At 34.3% G+C, this 16,882-nt stretch carries 14 protein-coding genes and 1 tRNA gene; 10 read left to right on the top strand and 5 right to left on the bottom strand.

The genetic code is table 11. From position 1 onward, the window contains the following. Positions 1 to 48 precede the first annotated feature (48 nt). The 4 genes from GF867_RS03900 to GF867_RS13810 are packed head-to-tail and all read left to right on the top strand — an operon-like array spanning position 49 to position 5,749. A complete protein-coding gene (locus GF867_RS03900; protein WP_153831803.1) occupies positions 49 to 1,326 on the top strand; it encodes a metallophosphoesterase family protein in 1,278 nt (425 codons plus the stop codon). Next, positions 1,316 to 4,192, top strand: a complete 2,877-nt coding sequence (locus tag GF867_RS03905; RefSeq protein WP_153831804.1) for an ATP-binding protein — start codon at positions 1,316 to 1,318, stop codon at positions 4,190 to 4,192. The genes GF867_RS03900 and GF867_RS03905 overlap by 11 nt, the downstream gene beginning before the upstream one ends. An 11-nt stretch (positions 4,193 to 4,203) precedes the next feature. After that, positions 4,204 to 5,148: a 3'-5' exoribonuclease YhaM family protein gene (locus GF867_RS03910; protein WP_153831805.1), complete on the top strand. Its 945-nt coding sequence runs from the start codon at positions 4,204 to 4,206 to the stop codon at positions 5,146 to 5,148. A gap of 16 nt (positions 5,149 to 5,164) precedes the next feature. Beyond that, entirely contained in the window at positions 5,165 to 5,749 is a 585-nt protein-coding gene (locus GF867_RS13810; RefSeq protein WP_153831806.1) for an SRPBCC domain-containing protein, read from the top strand. Between the two features lie 451 nt (positions 5,750 to 6,200). Here GF867_RS13810 and GF867_RS03920 read toward each other — a convergent pair whose 3' ends face one another. The 3 genes from GF867_RS03920 to GF867_RS03930 form a co-directional block, all read right to left on the bottom strand. Beyond that, positions 6,201 to 7,217 (bottom strand): peptidylprolyl isomerase, encoded by a 1,017-nt coding sequence (locus tag GF867_RS03920; RefSeq protein ID WP_153831807.1) that lies wholly within the window; start codon positions 7,215 to 7,217, stop codon positions 6,201 to 6,203. A 128-nt stretch (positions 7,218 to 7,345) separates the two neighbouring features. Beyond that, a complete protein-coding gene (locus tag GF867_RS03925) occupies positions 7,346 to 7,684 on the bottom strand; it encodes a YtxH domain-containing protein (RefSeq protein ID WP_153831808.1) in 339 nt (112 codons plus the stop codon). A 32-nt stretch (positions 7,685 to 7,716) separates the two neighbouring features. Next, complete coding sequence (locus GF867_RS03930; protein ID WP_153831809.1) at positions 7,717 to 8,136, bottom strand: HIT family protein; 420 nt, start codon at positions 8,134 to 8,136, stop codon at positions 7,717 to 7,719. 298 nt (positions 8,137 to 8,434) lie between these two features. On the opposite strand from GF867_RS03930, the gene GF867_RS03935 reads away from it, so the two are divergent. After that, positions 8,435 to 9,142 carry a hypothetical protein gene (locus GF867_RS03935; protein ID WP_153831810.1) on the top strand — a complete coding sequence of 236 codons (708 nt, stop codon included), beginning with the start codon at positions 8,435 to 8,437 and terminating at the stop codon, positions 9,140 to 9,142. A gap of 86 nt (positions 9,143 to 9,228) precedes the next feature. Here the strand turns inward: GF867_RS03935 and GF867_RS03940 are convergent, their stop codons facing one another. Both GF867_RS03940 and GF867_RS03945 read right to left on the bottom strand, forming a co-directional pair. Then, positions 9,229 to 9,789, bottom strand: a complete 561-nt coding sequence (locus GF867_RS03940) for a Gx transporter family protein (RefSeq protein WP_153831811.1) — start codon at positions 9,787 to 9,789, stop codon at positions 9,229 to 9,231. Positions 9,790 to 9,919: 130 nt separating this feature from the next. Beyond that, a tRNA-Arg gene (locus GF867_RS03945) sits at positions 9,920 to 9,991 on the bottom strand. Positions 9,992 to 10,282: 291 nt separating this feature from the next. On the opposite strand from GF867_RS03945, the gene GF867_RS03950 reads away from it, so the two are divergent. From GF867_RS03950 to GF867_RS03970, 5 genes are all read left to right on the top strand, one after another. Then, a complete protein-coding gene (locus GF867_RS03950; RefSeq protein WP_153831812.1) occupies positions 10,283 to 12,160 on the top strand; it encodes an NAD(P)/FAD-dependent oxidoreductase in 1,878 nt (625 codons plus the stop codon). Between the two features lie 189 nt (positions 12,161 to 12,349). Further along, positions 12,350 to 13,327 carry a polyprenyl synthetase family protein gene (locus GF867_RS03955; protein ID WP_153831813.1) on the top strand — a complete coding sequence of 326 codons (978 nt, stop codon included), beginning with the start codon at positions 12,350 to 12,352 and terminating at the stop codon, positions 13,325 to 13,327. Positions 13,328 to 13,427: 100 nt separating this feature from the next. Further along, a complete protein-coding gene (locus tag GF867_RS03960; RefSeq protein ID WP_153831814.1) occupies positions 13,428 to 14,663 on the top strand; it encodes an FMN-binding protein in 1,236 nt (411 codons plus the stop codon). 154 nt (positions 14,664 to 14,817) lie between these two features. Beyond that, positions 14,818 to 15,942: an FAD:protein FMN transferase gene (locus tag GF867_RS03965; RefSeq protein ID WP_253940723.1), complete on the top strand. Its 1,125-nt coding sequence runs from the start codon at positions 14,818 to 14,820 to the stop codon at positions 15,940 to 15,942. Further along, on the top strand, positions 15,935 to 16,879 hold the full coding sequence (locus GF867_RS03970; protein WP_153831815.1) for a UbiA family prenyltransferase: 945 nt from the start codon (positions 15,935 to 15,937) through the stop codon (positions 16,877 to 16,879). Before GF867_RS03965 ends, GF867_RS03970 begins: the two co-directional genes overlap by 8 nt. Positions 16,880 to 16,882: the final 3 nt, after the last annotated feature.

Raw genomic sequence — 16,882 nt, forward strand, 5'->3', positions numbered from 1 at the left:
ATGTATGTTGAATCGTAATGACTAATAAGGAAAGGAGTAGTGCTTTTAATGAAAATTATGCATGTTGCTGACTTGCATTTAGATAGTCCGTTCAAAGGAATGATGAAACAAAGTAAGGCGATTCATAAGCAATTAATCCAGGCGCCTTATCAAGCTTTTGAGAGATGTGTATCAATCGCTATTAACCAAGAAGTTGATTTCATTGTAATAGTAGGCGATGTTTATAACGCCGAAAAGCAAACGATTTATGCTCAAAACTTCTTTATGAACCAATTGACTCGTTTGAACAAAGCAGGTATTCCTGTAGTGTTAAATCATGGTAATCATGATTATCTGAGACCAGATAAGAAATCACCGATTTACCCCGATAATGTGTATGCCTTTCTTTCTGAAGATGTAGAACAATTTGATTTAACATCAAAGAATCAAGAGACTGTGCGTTTTTATGGCTTTAGTTATCTACAAAAATGGATTAAGGAAAGAAAATCGCAAGAGTTTCCTCTAAATCCCAGAGAAACCGACTACACAATTGGATTATTACATGGCGCTTTAGCTGATGGACAAGCCAAAGATGCGGGTAATTATGCGCCGTTTACAGTACAAGAATTAGTAAGCAAGCAATACGATTATTGGGCTTTAGGCCATATTCATCAAGCGGGCGTATTGAATTCAGTCCCTTTAATTCAATATTCAGGAACTATCCAAGGTAGACATCGAAATGAGTTAGGTGATAAAGGGGCGTACATTGTTGAGCTAACAAAGAACTCACCGGCCAAAAATGAATTTATTTCATTAGCGCCGATATTGTGGCAAAGTGCTACAATTGAGTGTCAACAAGATTGGCAAGCGAATGATATTGTTCAACAAATTGAACAAGTAATTGCTAACTATCGCAGTGAGGCGGAAGCATCTTCTCAGTCACAAATTTTGACAATTACACTATCAAACGGACAAAGATTAACTCAAGAACTACAAGAGCAAATCGAAAAAGGTGAACTTTCTTTTGCTTTTGAAACAAGTGGTGTTGAAGTAGATGTGCCTTTTGTGGCGGTGGCCAAACTTTATTTAACCCAGAATATGACATTAGATGCTTTTCAATATGATGAAAATCTTAACCAAAGTTTTCATGCAGCCAGTCAGCGCCTAATTGAAGGGAATGCTTATGATGATATCATGAAAGACCTTTTTCAACATAGTATTATTCAGAATTGGTTACCAGAGTTTAAGGATGATGAAGAACTCAAGCATTCAATTATTGAGTCAGCTCAACAATTAATGATTCAAACAATTGGCTTTGATATCAAGGAGGTAACCCATGAAGATTAAAACATTAGATATTTATGGATATGGTAAATGGGTTAACCAAAAATTTGATATTAGTGATGGCTTACAATTATTTTATGGACAGAATGAAGCTGGAAAATCGACATTACAATCGTTTATTAGAAGTATGTTGTTTGGTTTTCCAACTAAAAGACGACGTGTGAATCAGCTAAATCGTTATGAACCTAGGCACGGAGAAGTTTATGGTGGACGACTATTACTAACAGATACTTCATTCGGAAGTATTTGGATTGAAAGAACGAACAAAATATTCACCGTTACTACAGAAGAAGGCGAACGTTTACCAGATAATACATTGGAAAAAGTATTAGGCGGCCTAGATGAAACACTATTTGATAATTTTTATGCATTCAATTTACAAAATTTACAAGAACTTTCTAATATTGATGCAGATAAAATAAGTGATTATTTCTTAAGTATTGGTGCACTTGGAAGCGATAAGTTTTTAGCTATTGCTAAAGAATATGAAAAGGAAACAGATGGCTTATATCGCAAACAAGCTCAAAATCGTCCATTAAATCATATGCTTTCTGAATTTGAATCACTTGCGGAAAATATTCAACGAATAGAAACGAATATGGCACGCTACGATTCTTTAATTGAGCAACAAGCTCATCAAGAAACAATCATTAGGAGTCTTAATCAAGAGATTAATCGTTTGGATCTTGAAATAAGAGAAAAAGATAAGTTAGTTGGAAGGTATGATATTTACTTAAAAGATCGTGCTGCCAAAAGAGAATTGGAACAACTTGTTTATACAGAAATTCCAGAAAAAGGGATTGAGCTTCTTGAACTTAATCGTAAACGTATTGAAGATAGTAATACTGCAATTATTCAAAATGAAGAACGTTTGCGCAATTTACAAGGTGAATTAGGAACCTTAACACGCTTGAATTGGGCTAATAATCATGTAGATGAGCGTAGAAAATGGATTGTTGAAACTCAGAAAACTAAGGAAGCGCAAGCTAAATTTGAACAGACCGTTGAAAGAATTCAAGAACAAAATGAAACGATGTTGCAATTGGCACGCCGCGGTCAATTCTATCCAGAAAAAGTATCGCAAGATTTAGAATACAATGAAAAAGTTGAAGAAGGCTTAGCAATCCAATCTCAACTTGATGATTTAGAAAAACACCAAGAAGCTGTAAAAGCAGAGCGAAAAGTTTATATAGATCAGCGAAAAGAACAACAAAACTTCAGTGCAATCGTGAGGCAGCAGGTTGCGAAACTAGAAAATCAGCGTTTAAACGAAGAAGCACAATTAATGCAATCAACTAGCTTAAATCATTATTTCTTAGGGTTTATATTCTTATTAGTTGGTATTGTTGTTGTGATGATTAATTTCTTTTCAAGTGAAGGCGGCCCATCCATTTATACTTGGCTTGGCTTAGCAATTGCAGTATTAGGTTTCCTTAGTATTACTTATATATTTATGGAACATCGTAAACACCATGCTGCATTTAAGAACAGCCCTATTATTGAGAAAATTACAGAACTACGTAAAAAAGAAGTTCAGTATCATGAACAAAGCAAAGCGTTAGGAACAGAGATTAATGAAAGAGAATCAGCATTAGAGGCTATTACAGCTGAAATTGAGAATGTACTAACTCAACAAAAGCGTTGGTTAGTTGCAATTGGTTTTTATCCAACTGCCGATCCTGAAATTATATTAAAAACTAATCCAGTCAAACAATATTTCGAAGCCAAAACCCAACGAGCTCATTTTGAAGCAGAGCGTGAAGCATTGAATGAAAAGATATCTAAATGGCGTTCAGAAATTCAGCCATTACTTGAAAGATTTCCGCTTGTTGATGATAGTACCCGTTCGTTGATTCGTCATGTTGAAGAAGTTGAGGTAGCACTTGCTCGTTCACAAGAACGTGGAAAGGCTATTCAAGAAAGAATGGAACAATCACGCGAACTCATTGAGAAGAATAAAGTTCTAATCAAAGAGAGCGAGGCCATTATTAGTAAGTTATTTAAGGAAACTGATAGTGAAAATGAATTGGTTTTCCGTCATAAAGTATCGACTAATCGACTGATTGAAGATTTGCAAGAAAAACGTACACTGTATAAAGATCAAATGCAAGGTTTCGAAGAAGCGTTAGCTGAAGTTGAAACTAAACAAGCACTACAGGAAGAGTTTCAAAGTTTAGAACAAGAACTAATTTTAACAAAAGAAAGATTGACACCACATCATAATGAACGTGCAAACTTGATTGTTGAAATCAACTTACTTGAACAAGACGGAACTTATCAAGAGCAAGTTCAATTAATGGAGAGTAAAAAAGAAGAACTACGCGAATCGATCTATGAGTGGGGACGCAAACGTGTGGCAATGGAATTGATTTATCAGACATTAAGACACGGTATGGATAATCCGGTTCCCGAAATGAATCAACAAGCCGATGAAATATTCTCAACATTAACTTATGGACGTTATACTCAAATTAAGTTAAATAAAACTGGTCTAAAAGTTAAACAATTTAGTGATATCTTATTTGAACCACATGAATTATCTCAAGGTACATTGGAGCAACTTTATGTAGCGTTAAGATTGGCTTTCGTTGAAAATGCCTTAAAAATGATTAATATGCCGATTCTAATTGATGATGCATTTGTAAACTTTGATGAGATTCGTAAAACTAGTATGTACCAAGTACTAGAGAGGTTCTCAGAAAAACATCAAGTGTTGTTCTTTACCTTCGACTTACAAGCTAAAGAATCTTTTGCAGAACAACAGAGAATTGATTTAGATGAAATTGATCACACGGTAGAGAATATAGAAAATTCTAATGAAAAAGACAGTGAAGAGTCTGAAAAACTTCAAATAGAATTGGAAGATTAAGGAGGAGAGAGATGACACAATTATATGATTTACAGAATGGCGAAGAATTTAGTTTGTTTGTTCTAATTAAATCAGCGGATGTTAGAATTGCTAGAAATGGCAAACCATTTATCGCATTCAGTTTTCAAGATCGTTCCGGCTCAATGGATGGAATGTATTGGTCTGCAACTGATGAAGAGATTGCTCGTTATCAAGCTGGACATGTCGCTTTCTTAAGAGGTGAAAGAGATACTTATCAAGGATCACCACAAGTCAAAATCAAAGCTTTACGTTTGGCTGAAGAGGGAGAACCAAACGATCCGACTTTATATGTAGAGAGAATCTCTTTGAAAAAAGATGATATAGATGCTGAGTTAAAAGAAGCGTTATTTTTAATTCTAGAACCAAACATCGCAAGAATCGTCCGCAAAATATTACATCAGGTTGATGAAGATTTTTATACGTATCCAGCAGCTAAACGTCATCATCATGCGTTAGCAGGAGGTTTAAGTTTTCACACAATTAGTATGTTAAGAATTGCGCGCTCAATGCTGAAAATTTATCCACAATTAAACGCAAGTTTATTAATAGGAGGAATTATTCTTCATGATATTGGCAAAACGATTGAGTTAAGTGGACCAATTTCGACTGAATATACTTTAAAAGGTAAATTGATGGGGCATATCGTGATTATGAGTGAAATGATTGATCGTGCATGTGTAGAAATTGGCATTAATCCTGATAATGAAGCGGTAGTATTATTGAAACATGTCATTTTAGCTCATCATGGTAAACAGGAGTATGGAAGTCCGGTCTTACCTCAAGTTTTAGAAGCTGAAGTTATTCATCAAATTGATAATATGGACGCAACAATCAATATGATGACGACCGCTTTAGATAAAGTCGAAAAAGGAAATTTCAGTGAGCCGATCTATGCTTTAGAGCGTAGACAGATATTTAAACCTGATTTTAAATAGGAACTGGAGTGAGAATATGTCAGAACAAAATCATCATCATGACCATGAACATCACCATCACCACGAACATTGCGGTTGTGGTCATGACCACCATCATGATCATTCGTCAAGCTTAGACGATCTATCAGTTAAACAGGGGTTAACGATTGAATTTTTTGGCACTTTTAATGCCAGTCCAGACTTACTGTGGAAAATGCTGACAGAAAATAGCCAGTTAAAACGATGGTATCCTGGTTTGGAATTTAAACAATTAAAACCCGGAGGTTCTTTATTAGTTAAGCACAATAATGGTGAGTTAGAGGAAATGATGGTTCTTGATGTAGAACCTTCGAATTATTTGTCTTTTGCTTGGGGAATGAATACTATTTCTCTTGAATTAAATCCATCCGAAAAAATCGATCAAACGGATTTAATTTTTACCAAGTGGTTAGCTGATGTTGAAGAAAAAAGTGCAGAAGAAGTAACCAACTGGATGGTGCATTTGCATTCATTAGCAAACCTTTTGGAAGAAAAAGCAATTGTGTCTTATGAAGAAAAGTATCAAGAATTATATCCACAAGTAGTGGAGATGATCAATCAACAAAACGAATTTGAATTTTAAATAAAACCATCTTTAAAGCATTTTAAATTAATTGCTTTAAAGATGGTTTTTAATTGTATATTGAATTATAAATATTATGTTTTTATCAAGTATTGTGCTTCGATCAGGATTGTTTACCAAGGCGGTGGTCGCTTTCAAAGTCGAAAAGCAAGTTCGGCTTTGAAAGCTCAATCGGCTGGGCTCTGTCTACTTCGCTTGGCTCATAGTCAGAGCAGCTGTGCCGATTGCCCTTTATAGCGCTTTGGAAAACAAGTCGCTGAGCTACGGTTAGAATTCCAACAAAATTAAAGTGATAGAATCAAATTAAAACCATGAAACTTAATTTAAAGTCCTCGGAGTAGCTCGAGGATGGGATTATAAGTTTGAGTTAGAGATACTACGGAAAAGATTAGGTCTTTCCAAAAAATAAAAAAGAGAAGTACCATTAAAGTACTCCTCTTAAATATAGTTATTATTCTGCGTCTTCAGTAGTTTCTTCTGTTACTTCCTCTGAAGATTCTTCAGTAGTTTCTTCTGTTGTAGTTTCTTCTGTTGTAGCTTCCTCTGTTGCAGCTTCTTCTACAGGTTGATTCGCTAAATCAATTAAATCTTGAATTGCTAATTTTAAGTCTTCATCGTTAATTTGTACGTCAGCAGACTCAAGTAATTTTCCAATTACAGTATAAGAGAAATTAGAGTCAGCTAATTTACTTTCAATGTATAGGTTTGTTACTTCTTCTTTAATGTCCGCTAAAGGAGCTTTTTCTCCGTTATCAAGTGTTTTAATTACATGATAACCATATTGAGATTGAACTGGTGTTTGTGTAACTTCACCATTAGCCTGTGCCTTAACTGCTTCTTCAAATTCAGTAACCATTTGACCAGTAGTGAATGGACTTAGTAATCCACCGTTAGATGCAGAAGAATCAAGTGATAATTCTTGAGCGACAGCATCAAACTCTTCACCACCATTAATTCTTTCGATTGCTGCTAGGGCTTCCTCTTCAGTTTCAACTAAGATATGTTGAGCCTCCATGGTTGGTGAATACTCATTGTCATAATATGTTTGGATTGCTTCATCTGATGTATCAACTTCGCGAGAAACAACTTCTTCTAACATTAAACTAACGTAGATTTGGTGTGTGAATTCTTCAATTGATCCTAAAGATTGGTAAGCAAGTAATTGAGTGAAGACTTCTTCACCACCTGATTGTTCCACTTGTAGGGCAACTTCTTCTTCAGCAGCAGCTAAATTAGCAGCTGAATCTTCTACTGATTGCTCTAAGACTGATTCTAAAATTAAAGTACGTAAGGTAGAATTACCGTAATAAGCTTTCATTTCTTGATAAAAGTCTTCTTTAGTAATTTGTTTTTCACCTATTGTTGCGATTATGTCGTCTTGGGCAAGAACAGCGGTTTGAATAGGTGTTGCAAATAAAATTGTTAATGCAGCTGCGCTTGTCGCAACTCTTAATAATGCTTTTTTCATATGGATGATCCATCTCCTAAAAATATAATTTAACACTTCTATTAAATGAAGTAGTTTTGTTGCTTAATCAATACTATAACATAATGAACCTTAACTGAAGCTTAAAATTTCAATTAAGCACATAAAAATCAAATGTGTGAATTTTTCTCTAAGTTTTTAACTAATAAATCTGATTTATCCATTACTCTACGAATTCTTGGTTGAGTTTCTTCATTAAAATGTTGAAGCGTTGTTTGGATTTCCTCATTAATAATCTTAGAACTTTTGATGCTCTCTTGTTGTAAACGTTGAATTGCCACTTTAAGATTATCTACTTTAAATCTGAGGTCATTAACGTCATCAGTTGTTTGAGTAATATAATCTTTAAGCATCTCACGTGTTTCTTTTCCGGGACGAGGGGCATTCATTAAACCAGCTAAACCTCCGAAAAATGCTCCCCAGAGTAAACCGCTTTTAAAGCTTGACATAAATATCTTCCTTTCTATACTAGAAACAAAATTTAGATATTTTGAGAAATTTTGTTTGCTCTGTCAGCATATTCTTCTTGAGAGTATGATGTTTGATTATTCTCAAAGTTTATTGCAAAATTATCTTGTTCAAAGCGTGGTATCAAGTGAACATGTGAATGGAATACTGATTGATAAGCAAATTCACGATTGTTATTCACAATATTCATTCCTTTTATTTCAGGAAAGGCCTTTTCTATTGCGCGTGCAATTTTAGGTACTCGAGCAAATAAATCTGCTGCTGTCGATTCATCCATAACAAATACATCTTGCACATGTTCTTTAGGAATTACTAAGGTGTGTCCTGGTGTTGTCTGAGACATATCTAGAAAAGCTAAAACTTTTTCATCTTCATATACCTTAGCGCTTGGGATTTCATTATTAATAATTTTACAGAAAATACAATTTGTCATAATCATAGCTCCTTTATAAAACGCAAAAATAGTTAGCGTATAATTTTCATTTCTATGATAGAATAACATATTAGAGAGTGAACATAAACGAAAGAACCGTTCAAGTTAACAAGACGATATGAAATCTTCATAAAAAAAACATATTTTATTCATAAACTTCAAAAATAGTGCGTATAATTTCAAAATTATTTCCACTAAAACTCACTTAAGTCGAGAAAAGAATATGCTATAATATGTTTGAACAGAAGGTAATCGTATAGAATTTATACTTATTACTTAGAAAGGGAGGGAACAATTTTTGACTGAAATACTAACTTCTAATAAGTTAATTAAAATATCAAAAGTTGGACTAATGTTACTAACGTGTGTGTTAGTTACAAGCTGGCAACCAGAAATAATCTTTGCGAATGAATCTAACTCGACTGAAACTGAACAGGTGGTTAATAAAAATGTATCCTTTAGTGAAGTCGTTCCATATTCACAATTTTTAAATTATCAATATCTAGGTGATGGAAGTGAATTCTCATCTCAAGATATTATCATGGAATATACTCCAGACGCGAATGGAATCTTTCAAGTAGCAGCCTTTACAGAAGCCAAAGCTGTAGCATATGTTTATCAAATTAGAAGTTCTGGATTATATGAATTAGCTTTTTATGATAACTATAATGTCGTTCAGGATTTAAGATACTCGGAACTTGCGAACGATGGGAATGAATCCTTAATTTTATCGAGTGATTTAAGTGTGGGATCTTCATTTTATTCCGGCTATCAAAATGAAAAAATAAGAACTGTAGTTGATGTGATTGATTATTATGTATCAGGGAATACTCCTTATGAAAATGTAGTAATTGTTTCTGAATCACAACACGTTAATGGTCAAGCCATTCAATTGAATTATTATATAGCACCTAATTACGGCATTGTTTCTGTAGAACGAACATATGGTGATGGTAGTGTTGCTAGAATTTTAGAATTAGTTGATACACAAGGTTTCCTTAATTAATTAGTCATTGATTGATTTTATTGGTCTCTCAGAAATAAATAAATTGAAAAAAGCTTGCAGTCATTTAAATGACTGCAAGCTTTTTATTATTCTAACCAACTGATTTGATTTGTGTTTGAAATTAATTCTTCATGATAAATTCGTAAGCGACTAATTTTGCTTAATAAGTAGTTGCCAACAAAGCCAACTGCAAATCCCGCTAGAATTCCACTAACAGCAAGAACTGGCATGTAATTGAAAACAGACCATGATCTAGCAAAGAGAGCAGCAACAGCCAATTGGCCGAAGTTATGCATAACGCCACCCATAGTAGAAATTCCAATTATACTAACACGGTTAGGACCTAATAATTTTACTAGTAGCATTGCAAAGTAGCTCAGAAAACCACCAATTAAACTATACATGAAAGTAGAAAGCGTACCACCTACTAACATAGTCACAACAATTCTAACCGCAACCACTTGAAAACTGTATTTATTAGGTAAGGTGAAAATAGCGATCACTGTGATTAAATTCGCTAGTCCCAATTTTGCTCCTGGAGCAAAAGCAAATGGAGAAGGTATCATTTGCTCTAGAATGCTAATAACTACAGCTTGAGCAGCAAGCATAGCAATGTAGACTAATATTTGATACTTACTTTTTCTCATAAACTGTTCCTCCATAGAGATAAAATGTACGAACTAGAAAAGCTTTGTGAAAGGCTTTTAAACCAATTGATTGAAAATCTAAAAAAGCTTTATAACAAGCTTTTTGTTTAGCTTTACTAAGTAAAATGAACGCCTCTGAAGGGAATCGAACCCCCATTTCAAGAACCGGAATCTTGCGTGATATCCATTACACTACAGAGACTTAACTACTCAATAATACACAGATTCAAATTCATTTGCAAGAAAGGAAATGATTTTATTGAAGAGAATATACATAAAATTGAGACTAATAAAATCCAAAACGATTGTTTGTTCAATCACATATTTAACCTATAATTATTAGAAAATTAGAAACAAATCAACTGAGTAAGGATTTAATGAGCTATTGCTACTACTGAACTAATATTTAAATTAAAATTAAAAATTAGTTGTCTTTTCCGCTTGTGAAAGGTATACTTAATGAGGATAAATTTTGAAGGGGGAAGTGGAAATTTTGGCAAAAGAAATTGTTATTGTTGGGGCTGGGTATGCAGGTATAGCTGCTGCTCAAAAATTAGGTAAGAAGTTTAAGAAAGATGATTCTGTAAATATCACTTTGATTGATAGACATTCATATATGACTTATATGACAGAACTACATGAGGTTGCTGCAGCGCGCATCTCTGCTGATGAAATCAAATATGATTTACAACGTATCTTTAACAAATACAAGAAAGTTAATCTTGTAACAGACTCTATTAAAGAGGTTGATCACGATAAGCAAGAATTAGTTGGGGAACAACGCAATTATAAATATGATTATTTAATTTTAGCTATCGGTGGTGAAGCCAACGACTTTGGTGTTGAAGGTGTTAAAGAACACGGATTTACTTTATGGTCAATGGAAGCAGCTGAGAGAGTACGCAATCATGTTGAAGAAATCGTATATGCAGCATCGCGCGAACATGATGAAGTAAAACGTCGTGCAATGTTATCATTTGTAGTCTGCGGAGCTGGCTTTACAGGTGTTGAAATGGTTGGAGAATTAAATGAATGGTTACCAATCTTAGCAAAAGAATACAAAATTAATACAAATGAAATTTCAGTTCATAACGTTGAAGCAGCACCTTCAATCTTAAATACTGTTACAGAAGTTGAGCAAGAACGTGCATTAAAATTCATGCGTAAAGAAGGTATTCAAGTTTCATTAGGCGATGGAATTGTAAAAGTTGCAGAAGACCACATTGAATTAGCTTCAGGACGTAAAATTCCATCTTATACTACAATCTGGACTGCTGGTGTTCAAGCAAATCAAGAAGCAGCAGAATGGGGATTTGAAAGAGCTCGAGCTGGACGTTTAGTTGCAGATGAATTCATGCAAGCTAAAGGTTATGATAATGTATGGATGGCAGGAGACGTAGTTTATTACGAAGAACCTGAAACTGGACGTCCAACACCTCAAATCGTTCAAGCTGCTGAACAAACTGGACATACAGCTGCTGTAAACTTAATTGCAGCAATTACTGGAGAAGAAAAAGAAGCTTACAAAGGGAAATATGATGGAAACATGGTTTCAATCGGTTCTCGTTACGGCGTAGCTTTATTATATGGAAAATATCATTTACAAGGTTTCTTAGCTATGTTTGTTAAACATGCAAGTAACGTAATTTACTTTTTAAGTATTAGAAGTTTATACTATGCGGTTAGATATGTTAAAGATGAATTCTTCGATGTAAAACATAAACGCAATATCTTCCGAGGGCACACATCAACTAAAGGAAATATTCTTTGGTCAGTTCCTATGCGCTTGTTCTATGGTGCAATGTGGACTGTTGAAGGATTGAAGAAAACTTTCGGTATGTTCGATGGTACATCTTGGTTTGGAGATACTGTAGTATTCCCATTCCCATGGCTACAAGATGTTGTATCAGGTGCATCAGAAGCAACTTCATCAGCTTCAACTGCTGCAACAGAAGTTGCTAATACAGTATTTAGCTTGAACTATGTATATGGTGAAGAACCAATGTTAGTATTCGATTCAATGCCAGGTTGGTTTGCTTCAATCATGGAGTTCATGATGCCAAACCAAGATGTTGCATTATTTATGCAAAAAATGATGTCATTAGTAGAACTAGGAATTGGTTTATGTTTAATGGCAGGTCTCTTCACTTGGTTAGTAAGTGCAGTTACAATTGCATTAGTAGCAATGTTCTGTCTATCAGGTATGTTCGTATGGGTTAACTTATGGTTCGTTCCAGCTGCTTTAGCAATTATGAATGGTGCAGGTAAAGCATTTGGATTAGATCACTGGGTGCTACCTTGGTTAGGGAAAATCCTAGATAAATGGGCTTATGGCACACCTAAACATATTTACAAGCAAGGTGTCCAATAATTAATAGACTTTAAATAACAGTACTGGTAATACTTTGGTGAGAAAGGTTGGCACATGATACGTCATAGCTGCTTAAATCACCGTAAGTACTATCAGTACTTTTTTATTTTTGAAACTATAATATATTTCGTTGTTTACCAATCAATGTAGTATAATATAACAATCATAGTAGAACGGGGAGAGATAGGCTTGGTACATGCAATTTGGCGAAATTACCCTGAAATAGAAACAGCCTTATATGATGTGAAGAAGATAATTCACGATGAATTAGCGATAAGTTCTCCCTCTGTAAGTAATAAAATACGAGAGTATGTAGATGCACCAGGAAAATACACTAGAGCAGGTCTTTGTTTAATGTTTGCAAAATTAAATTATAAGAAATTGCCGAAAGAAATACTATATGTCGCAGCCGGAATTGAAATGTTACATCTTGCAACTTTAATTCATGATGATGTAATTGATGAAGCTGATAATCGACGAGGCATCCAGGGACTTCATAAAACGCACTCTAATCGTATTGCGATATACGCAGGGGATTATTTATTAGCTTATTCTGGCAGGTTATTTAAGAAAGCGTATAAGTTGTTTGAAGGGGATAGTATAGATGATTGGGCGATGGAAAGAATATTAGATGGCGAAATTAGTCAGTTACAAAATCAATTTGAACCATCAATTTCTATCTACCAGTATTTAAGACAAATTAGAGGAAAGACGGCAATATTATTTGCTTTGGCCACTTATTCTGGGACTGCTCATCCAGAAGTAAGTAGATTTAAACGTCGTCAAGCATTTTATATTGGGTTAGAAATAGGTATGGCTTTCCAATTAACGGATGATCTAATTGATTATAAAATAGATCAGACTGCGTCAGGTAAGCCACAATTACAAGATGTTCAAAACGGAATATATACTGCGCCTTTAATTCTAGCAATGCAAGAGAATGATTTTAATTATAGCTTGCTTTTTTCTAGAGGACATCTTTGGAGTGAGAATCAACTAGATGACTTAGTAATAGAACTTAATAAATTTGAAGTGTTTGATAAAACAGAAGGATTTGTTAAGGCTTACTTGAATAAAGCATTAAGTAAAATGGATAAATTTTCAAAAAGAAAAGAAATGAACGATATAAAAGAATTGCTAAGCGTTGTTATGAAAAGAAATTTTTAATGTTAACTTAGCACTTTACTAGACAAAATGATTAAATTGTTTTAGTATAAAATTAAGATCTAGTATAAAACTATTTTTTTAGTAAAAGGAGAGAAATTAAATGGAAATGAAAAAAGTTTTTCTTAAAAGCACATTACTATTAGGTTCGGTCTTTGTTTTAGCGGCATGTGCCGGCGATGACACAGCTACTGAATCAACAACTGAGGAAACTTCTAGTGTTGTAGAATCTGTTTCAGAAGAGACAGTTGAAGAGACAGTAGAAGAGGAAACAACTGAGGAAGAATCAGTAGAAGAGGAAACAACTGAGGAAGAATCAGTAGAAGAAGAAACATCTGAAGAAGAATCAGTAGAAGAAGAAACATCTGAAGAAGAATCAGTAGAAGAAGAAACATCTGAGGAAGAATCAGTAGAAGAAGAAACATCTGAGGAAGAATCAGTAGAAGAAGAAACATCTGAGGAAGAATCAGTAGAAGAAGAAACATCTGAAGAAGAATCAGTAGAAGAAGAAACATCTGAGGAAGAATCAGTAGAAGAAGAAACATCTGAAGAAGAATCAGTAGAAGAAGAAACATCTGAGGAAGAATCAGTAGAAGAGTCAACAGAAGCTTTAGTTGATGGCGAATATACAGCTGTTTCGAATGAAGATGAGAATGGTTGGTCAGTATTACACGTAATCACTGTAGAAGATGGAGAAATTACAGTTTCAGACTTTAACTACGTGAATGCAGAAGGCGACTTGAAATCTGAAGATGAAGAATACAATACTATGATGGAAGAAAAATCTGGTGTATCTGCAGCAGATGCAATGGTTCAATTAAATGAAGCATTAGTTGAAGCTCAATCAGCTGAAGTAGACGTTGTATCTGGTGCTACTGGAACATCTGAAACATTCGTTAAATCAACTAAAGCATTATTGGCAGCAGCAGCTGAAGGTAATACTGATGAAATCAATATTGATGAGTTAAGCGAATTACAAGATGGTGAATATACTTTAACAACAGAAGCTGACGAACGTGGTTGGGCTCACCAATTCACAATTGTTGTAGAAGGTGGCGTAATCACAGAATCTAAATACGACATGGTTGATGCTGATGGTAACTTGAAATCAGAAGACGAAGAATACAATACTAACATGGAAGAAGGAAGTGGAACTTCTTTCGCTACAGCAGTAGAAGAATTGAATGCTGCATTAGTTGAAAAACAATCACTTGAAGGTATTGAAGTAGTTTCTGGTGCATCAAGTACATCTGATTCATTCTTGAAATACGCAGAATTATTATTAGCAGCAGCTGCTGAAGGTAACACTGACCCAATCGAAGCTGAATTAGCTGAATAATTTACTTTTATAAATTTAGGCTGGAAGGAATCTTAGGATTCCTTCTTTTTTGTTGATTTTTACCATTAATACATAGACAGCTATCCCTTACTTACTTAAATGTGTTAAAATATTAACAATCGAATGATTATAGTTCTAAGGGAGAATGGTTAATATGATAGTTAATAAACAAATGAAAATAGGCGTTTTATTGTTAAGTGTGTTTACGCTTTTGGGTTGTGCAGCAAACGATGAAACTGAAAAAGCAACTGATGTAGTGAGTCAGGCATCACCTACAACAGAAAATTATGTAGGTGATCCTTTAAAAATTACGAAAACACCGACATCGAGAACCGAAACGTTGTTACATACCGCAGTGCAAATTCAAGTTTTTCACGAAGGCGAGGAAGTAGAAGCAGCATTGAATGATGCATTTGATTATATGGAAGCAATGGAAGTACAATTCAGTACTAATTTAGAAGGTTCGGATGTATATCGAATAAATCAAGCAGCTGGCGTAGAATCAGTTGAAGTAGATGAAGAAACCTTCGCAGTAATTAAACAAGCATTAAATATTGCTGAACAAAGCAAAGGTAAGTTTGATATTTCCATTGGTGCCGTTACAAACTTGTGGCAGATTGGATCTGAAGATGCGCGTAAACCTAGTGATGATGAAATAGATGCGGCATTACCTTTAATTGATTATCGAAAAATTACCATAGATGAAGAAAATCTAACAGTTAAACTAGAGGTAAAGGGTATGGTCATTGAATTGGGAGGAATATCCAAAGGCTACATCGGAGGTAGAGTTCGAGATATATTAGCTAGTCACGGTGTAACGACCGCTATCATTAATTTAGGTGGTAACGTTGTTGTAATGGGCACATCACCCTCTAATGAAGAAGGTTGGAATGTTGGGGTTCAAGATCCAGATGAAACAAGAGGACAAGTCGTAGGGACACAAAGAGTTACAAATGGTGCAGTCGTAACTTCAGGAATTTATGAACGCTTTGTCGAAGTAGATGGCATTAAATATCATCATATCTTAGATCCGTTGACTGGATATCCTTTGGACAATGAAATTTCAGGTGTAACGGTATTTGCTAATACTTCTTTTGAGGGAGATTCTTATTCAACGGCATTATTCTTGTTTGGTATTGAGGATGGGATAAATTTTGTCGAATCCATTGAAGGTTTAGAAGCCGTTTTTGTAGATAAAGATCATGGTGTCCATCTTACATCCGGATTAAAAGACACTTTTGAATTAACTAATGAGGAGTATCACTTAGCAGATGAATAAAGAAAAAATACTAATATTTCTAGAGTTTGTAGAATTAAGAACTAAAATAGCTAGCGTTTTTCCAATGATGATTGGTTTTTTGTGGACGTATTATCATTATCAACAATTTAATTGGTTAAATTCAATTTTATTTGCGATTTCAGTCATATTTTTTGATATGTGTACAACTGCAATAAATAATACTGTTGATTATCATAAAGCAATAGATATGAATTATAAGCATGAAGAGAATGTGATCGGTAGAAATAATTTAAGTTTTAAAACAATGATTATGATAGTCTTTGCTTTATTAGCGGTTGCGACTGTGTTTGCGATTAGTTTAATTTTTCTCACTGATTTTTTGTTATTAATACTAGGGGGAATTTGTTTCTTCTTGGGAATCACTTATACATTTGGCCCAACCCCAATTTCAAGAAGTCCTTTTGGCGAAATCATGTCAGGTGGGACGATGGGATTTGGAATATTCTTTCTTGCGGTCTATATGACCATGTATGAAAAGTTATTGACATCAGTTCACACAATGGGAAATATCAATATTAGCTTTGCTTGGTTTGAGGCAATGAAGATATTTATGATGAGTATCCCGTTGATTTGTTTAATTGCGAATATTATGTTAGCCAATAATACACGCGATTTAGAAACAGATATCATTAATGAGCGTAAGACATTAGTTTTCTATATAGGAAAGAAAAATGCAGTTATTCTGTACCAAATATTAAGTTTATTACCATGGATAGCATGGTTGTTGTATATAGTAAGTGGGATTTTACCAGTGTGGTCAATAATAAGTTTTGGTTTAATACCTAAACATTATGGTAGTGTGATGCGTTTTAAAGAGAAACAAACAAGAGAAACTTTTCCAGAAGCGATAAAAAGTTTCACCTTGTTTGCAAGTATGTATGTAATTGTATTGCTTTTAGCAAGCATCATTGGTTAACGG

The sequence above is a fragment of the Fundicoccus ignavus genome (genome assembly GCF_009659375.1).
Classification (GTDB): Bacteria; Bacillota; Bacilli; order Lactobacillales; family Aerococcaceae; genus Fundicoccus; species Fundicoccus ignavus.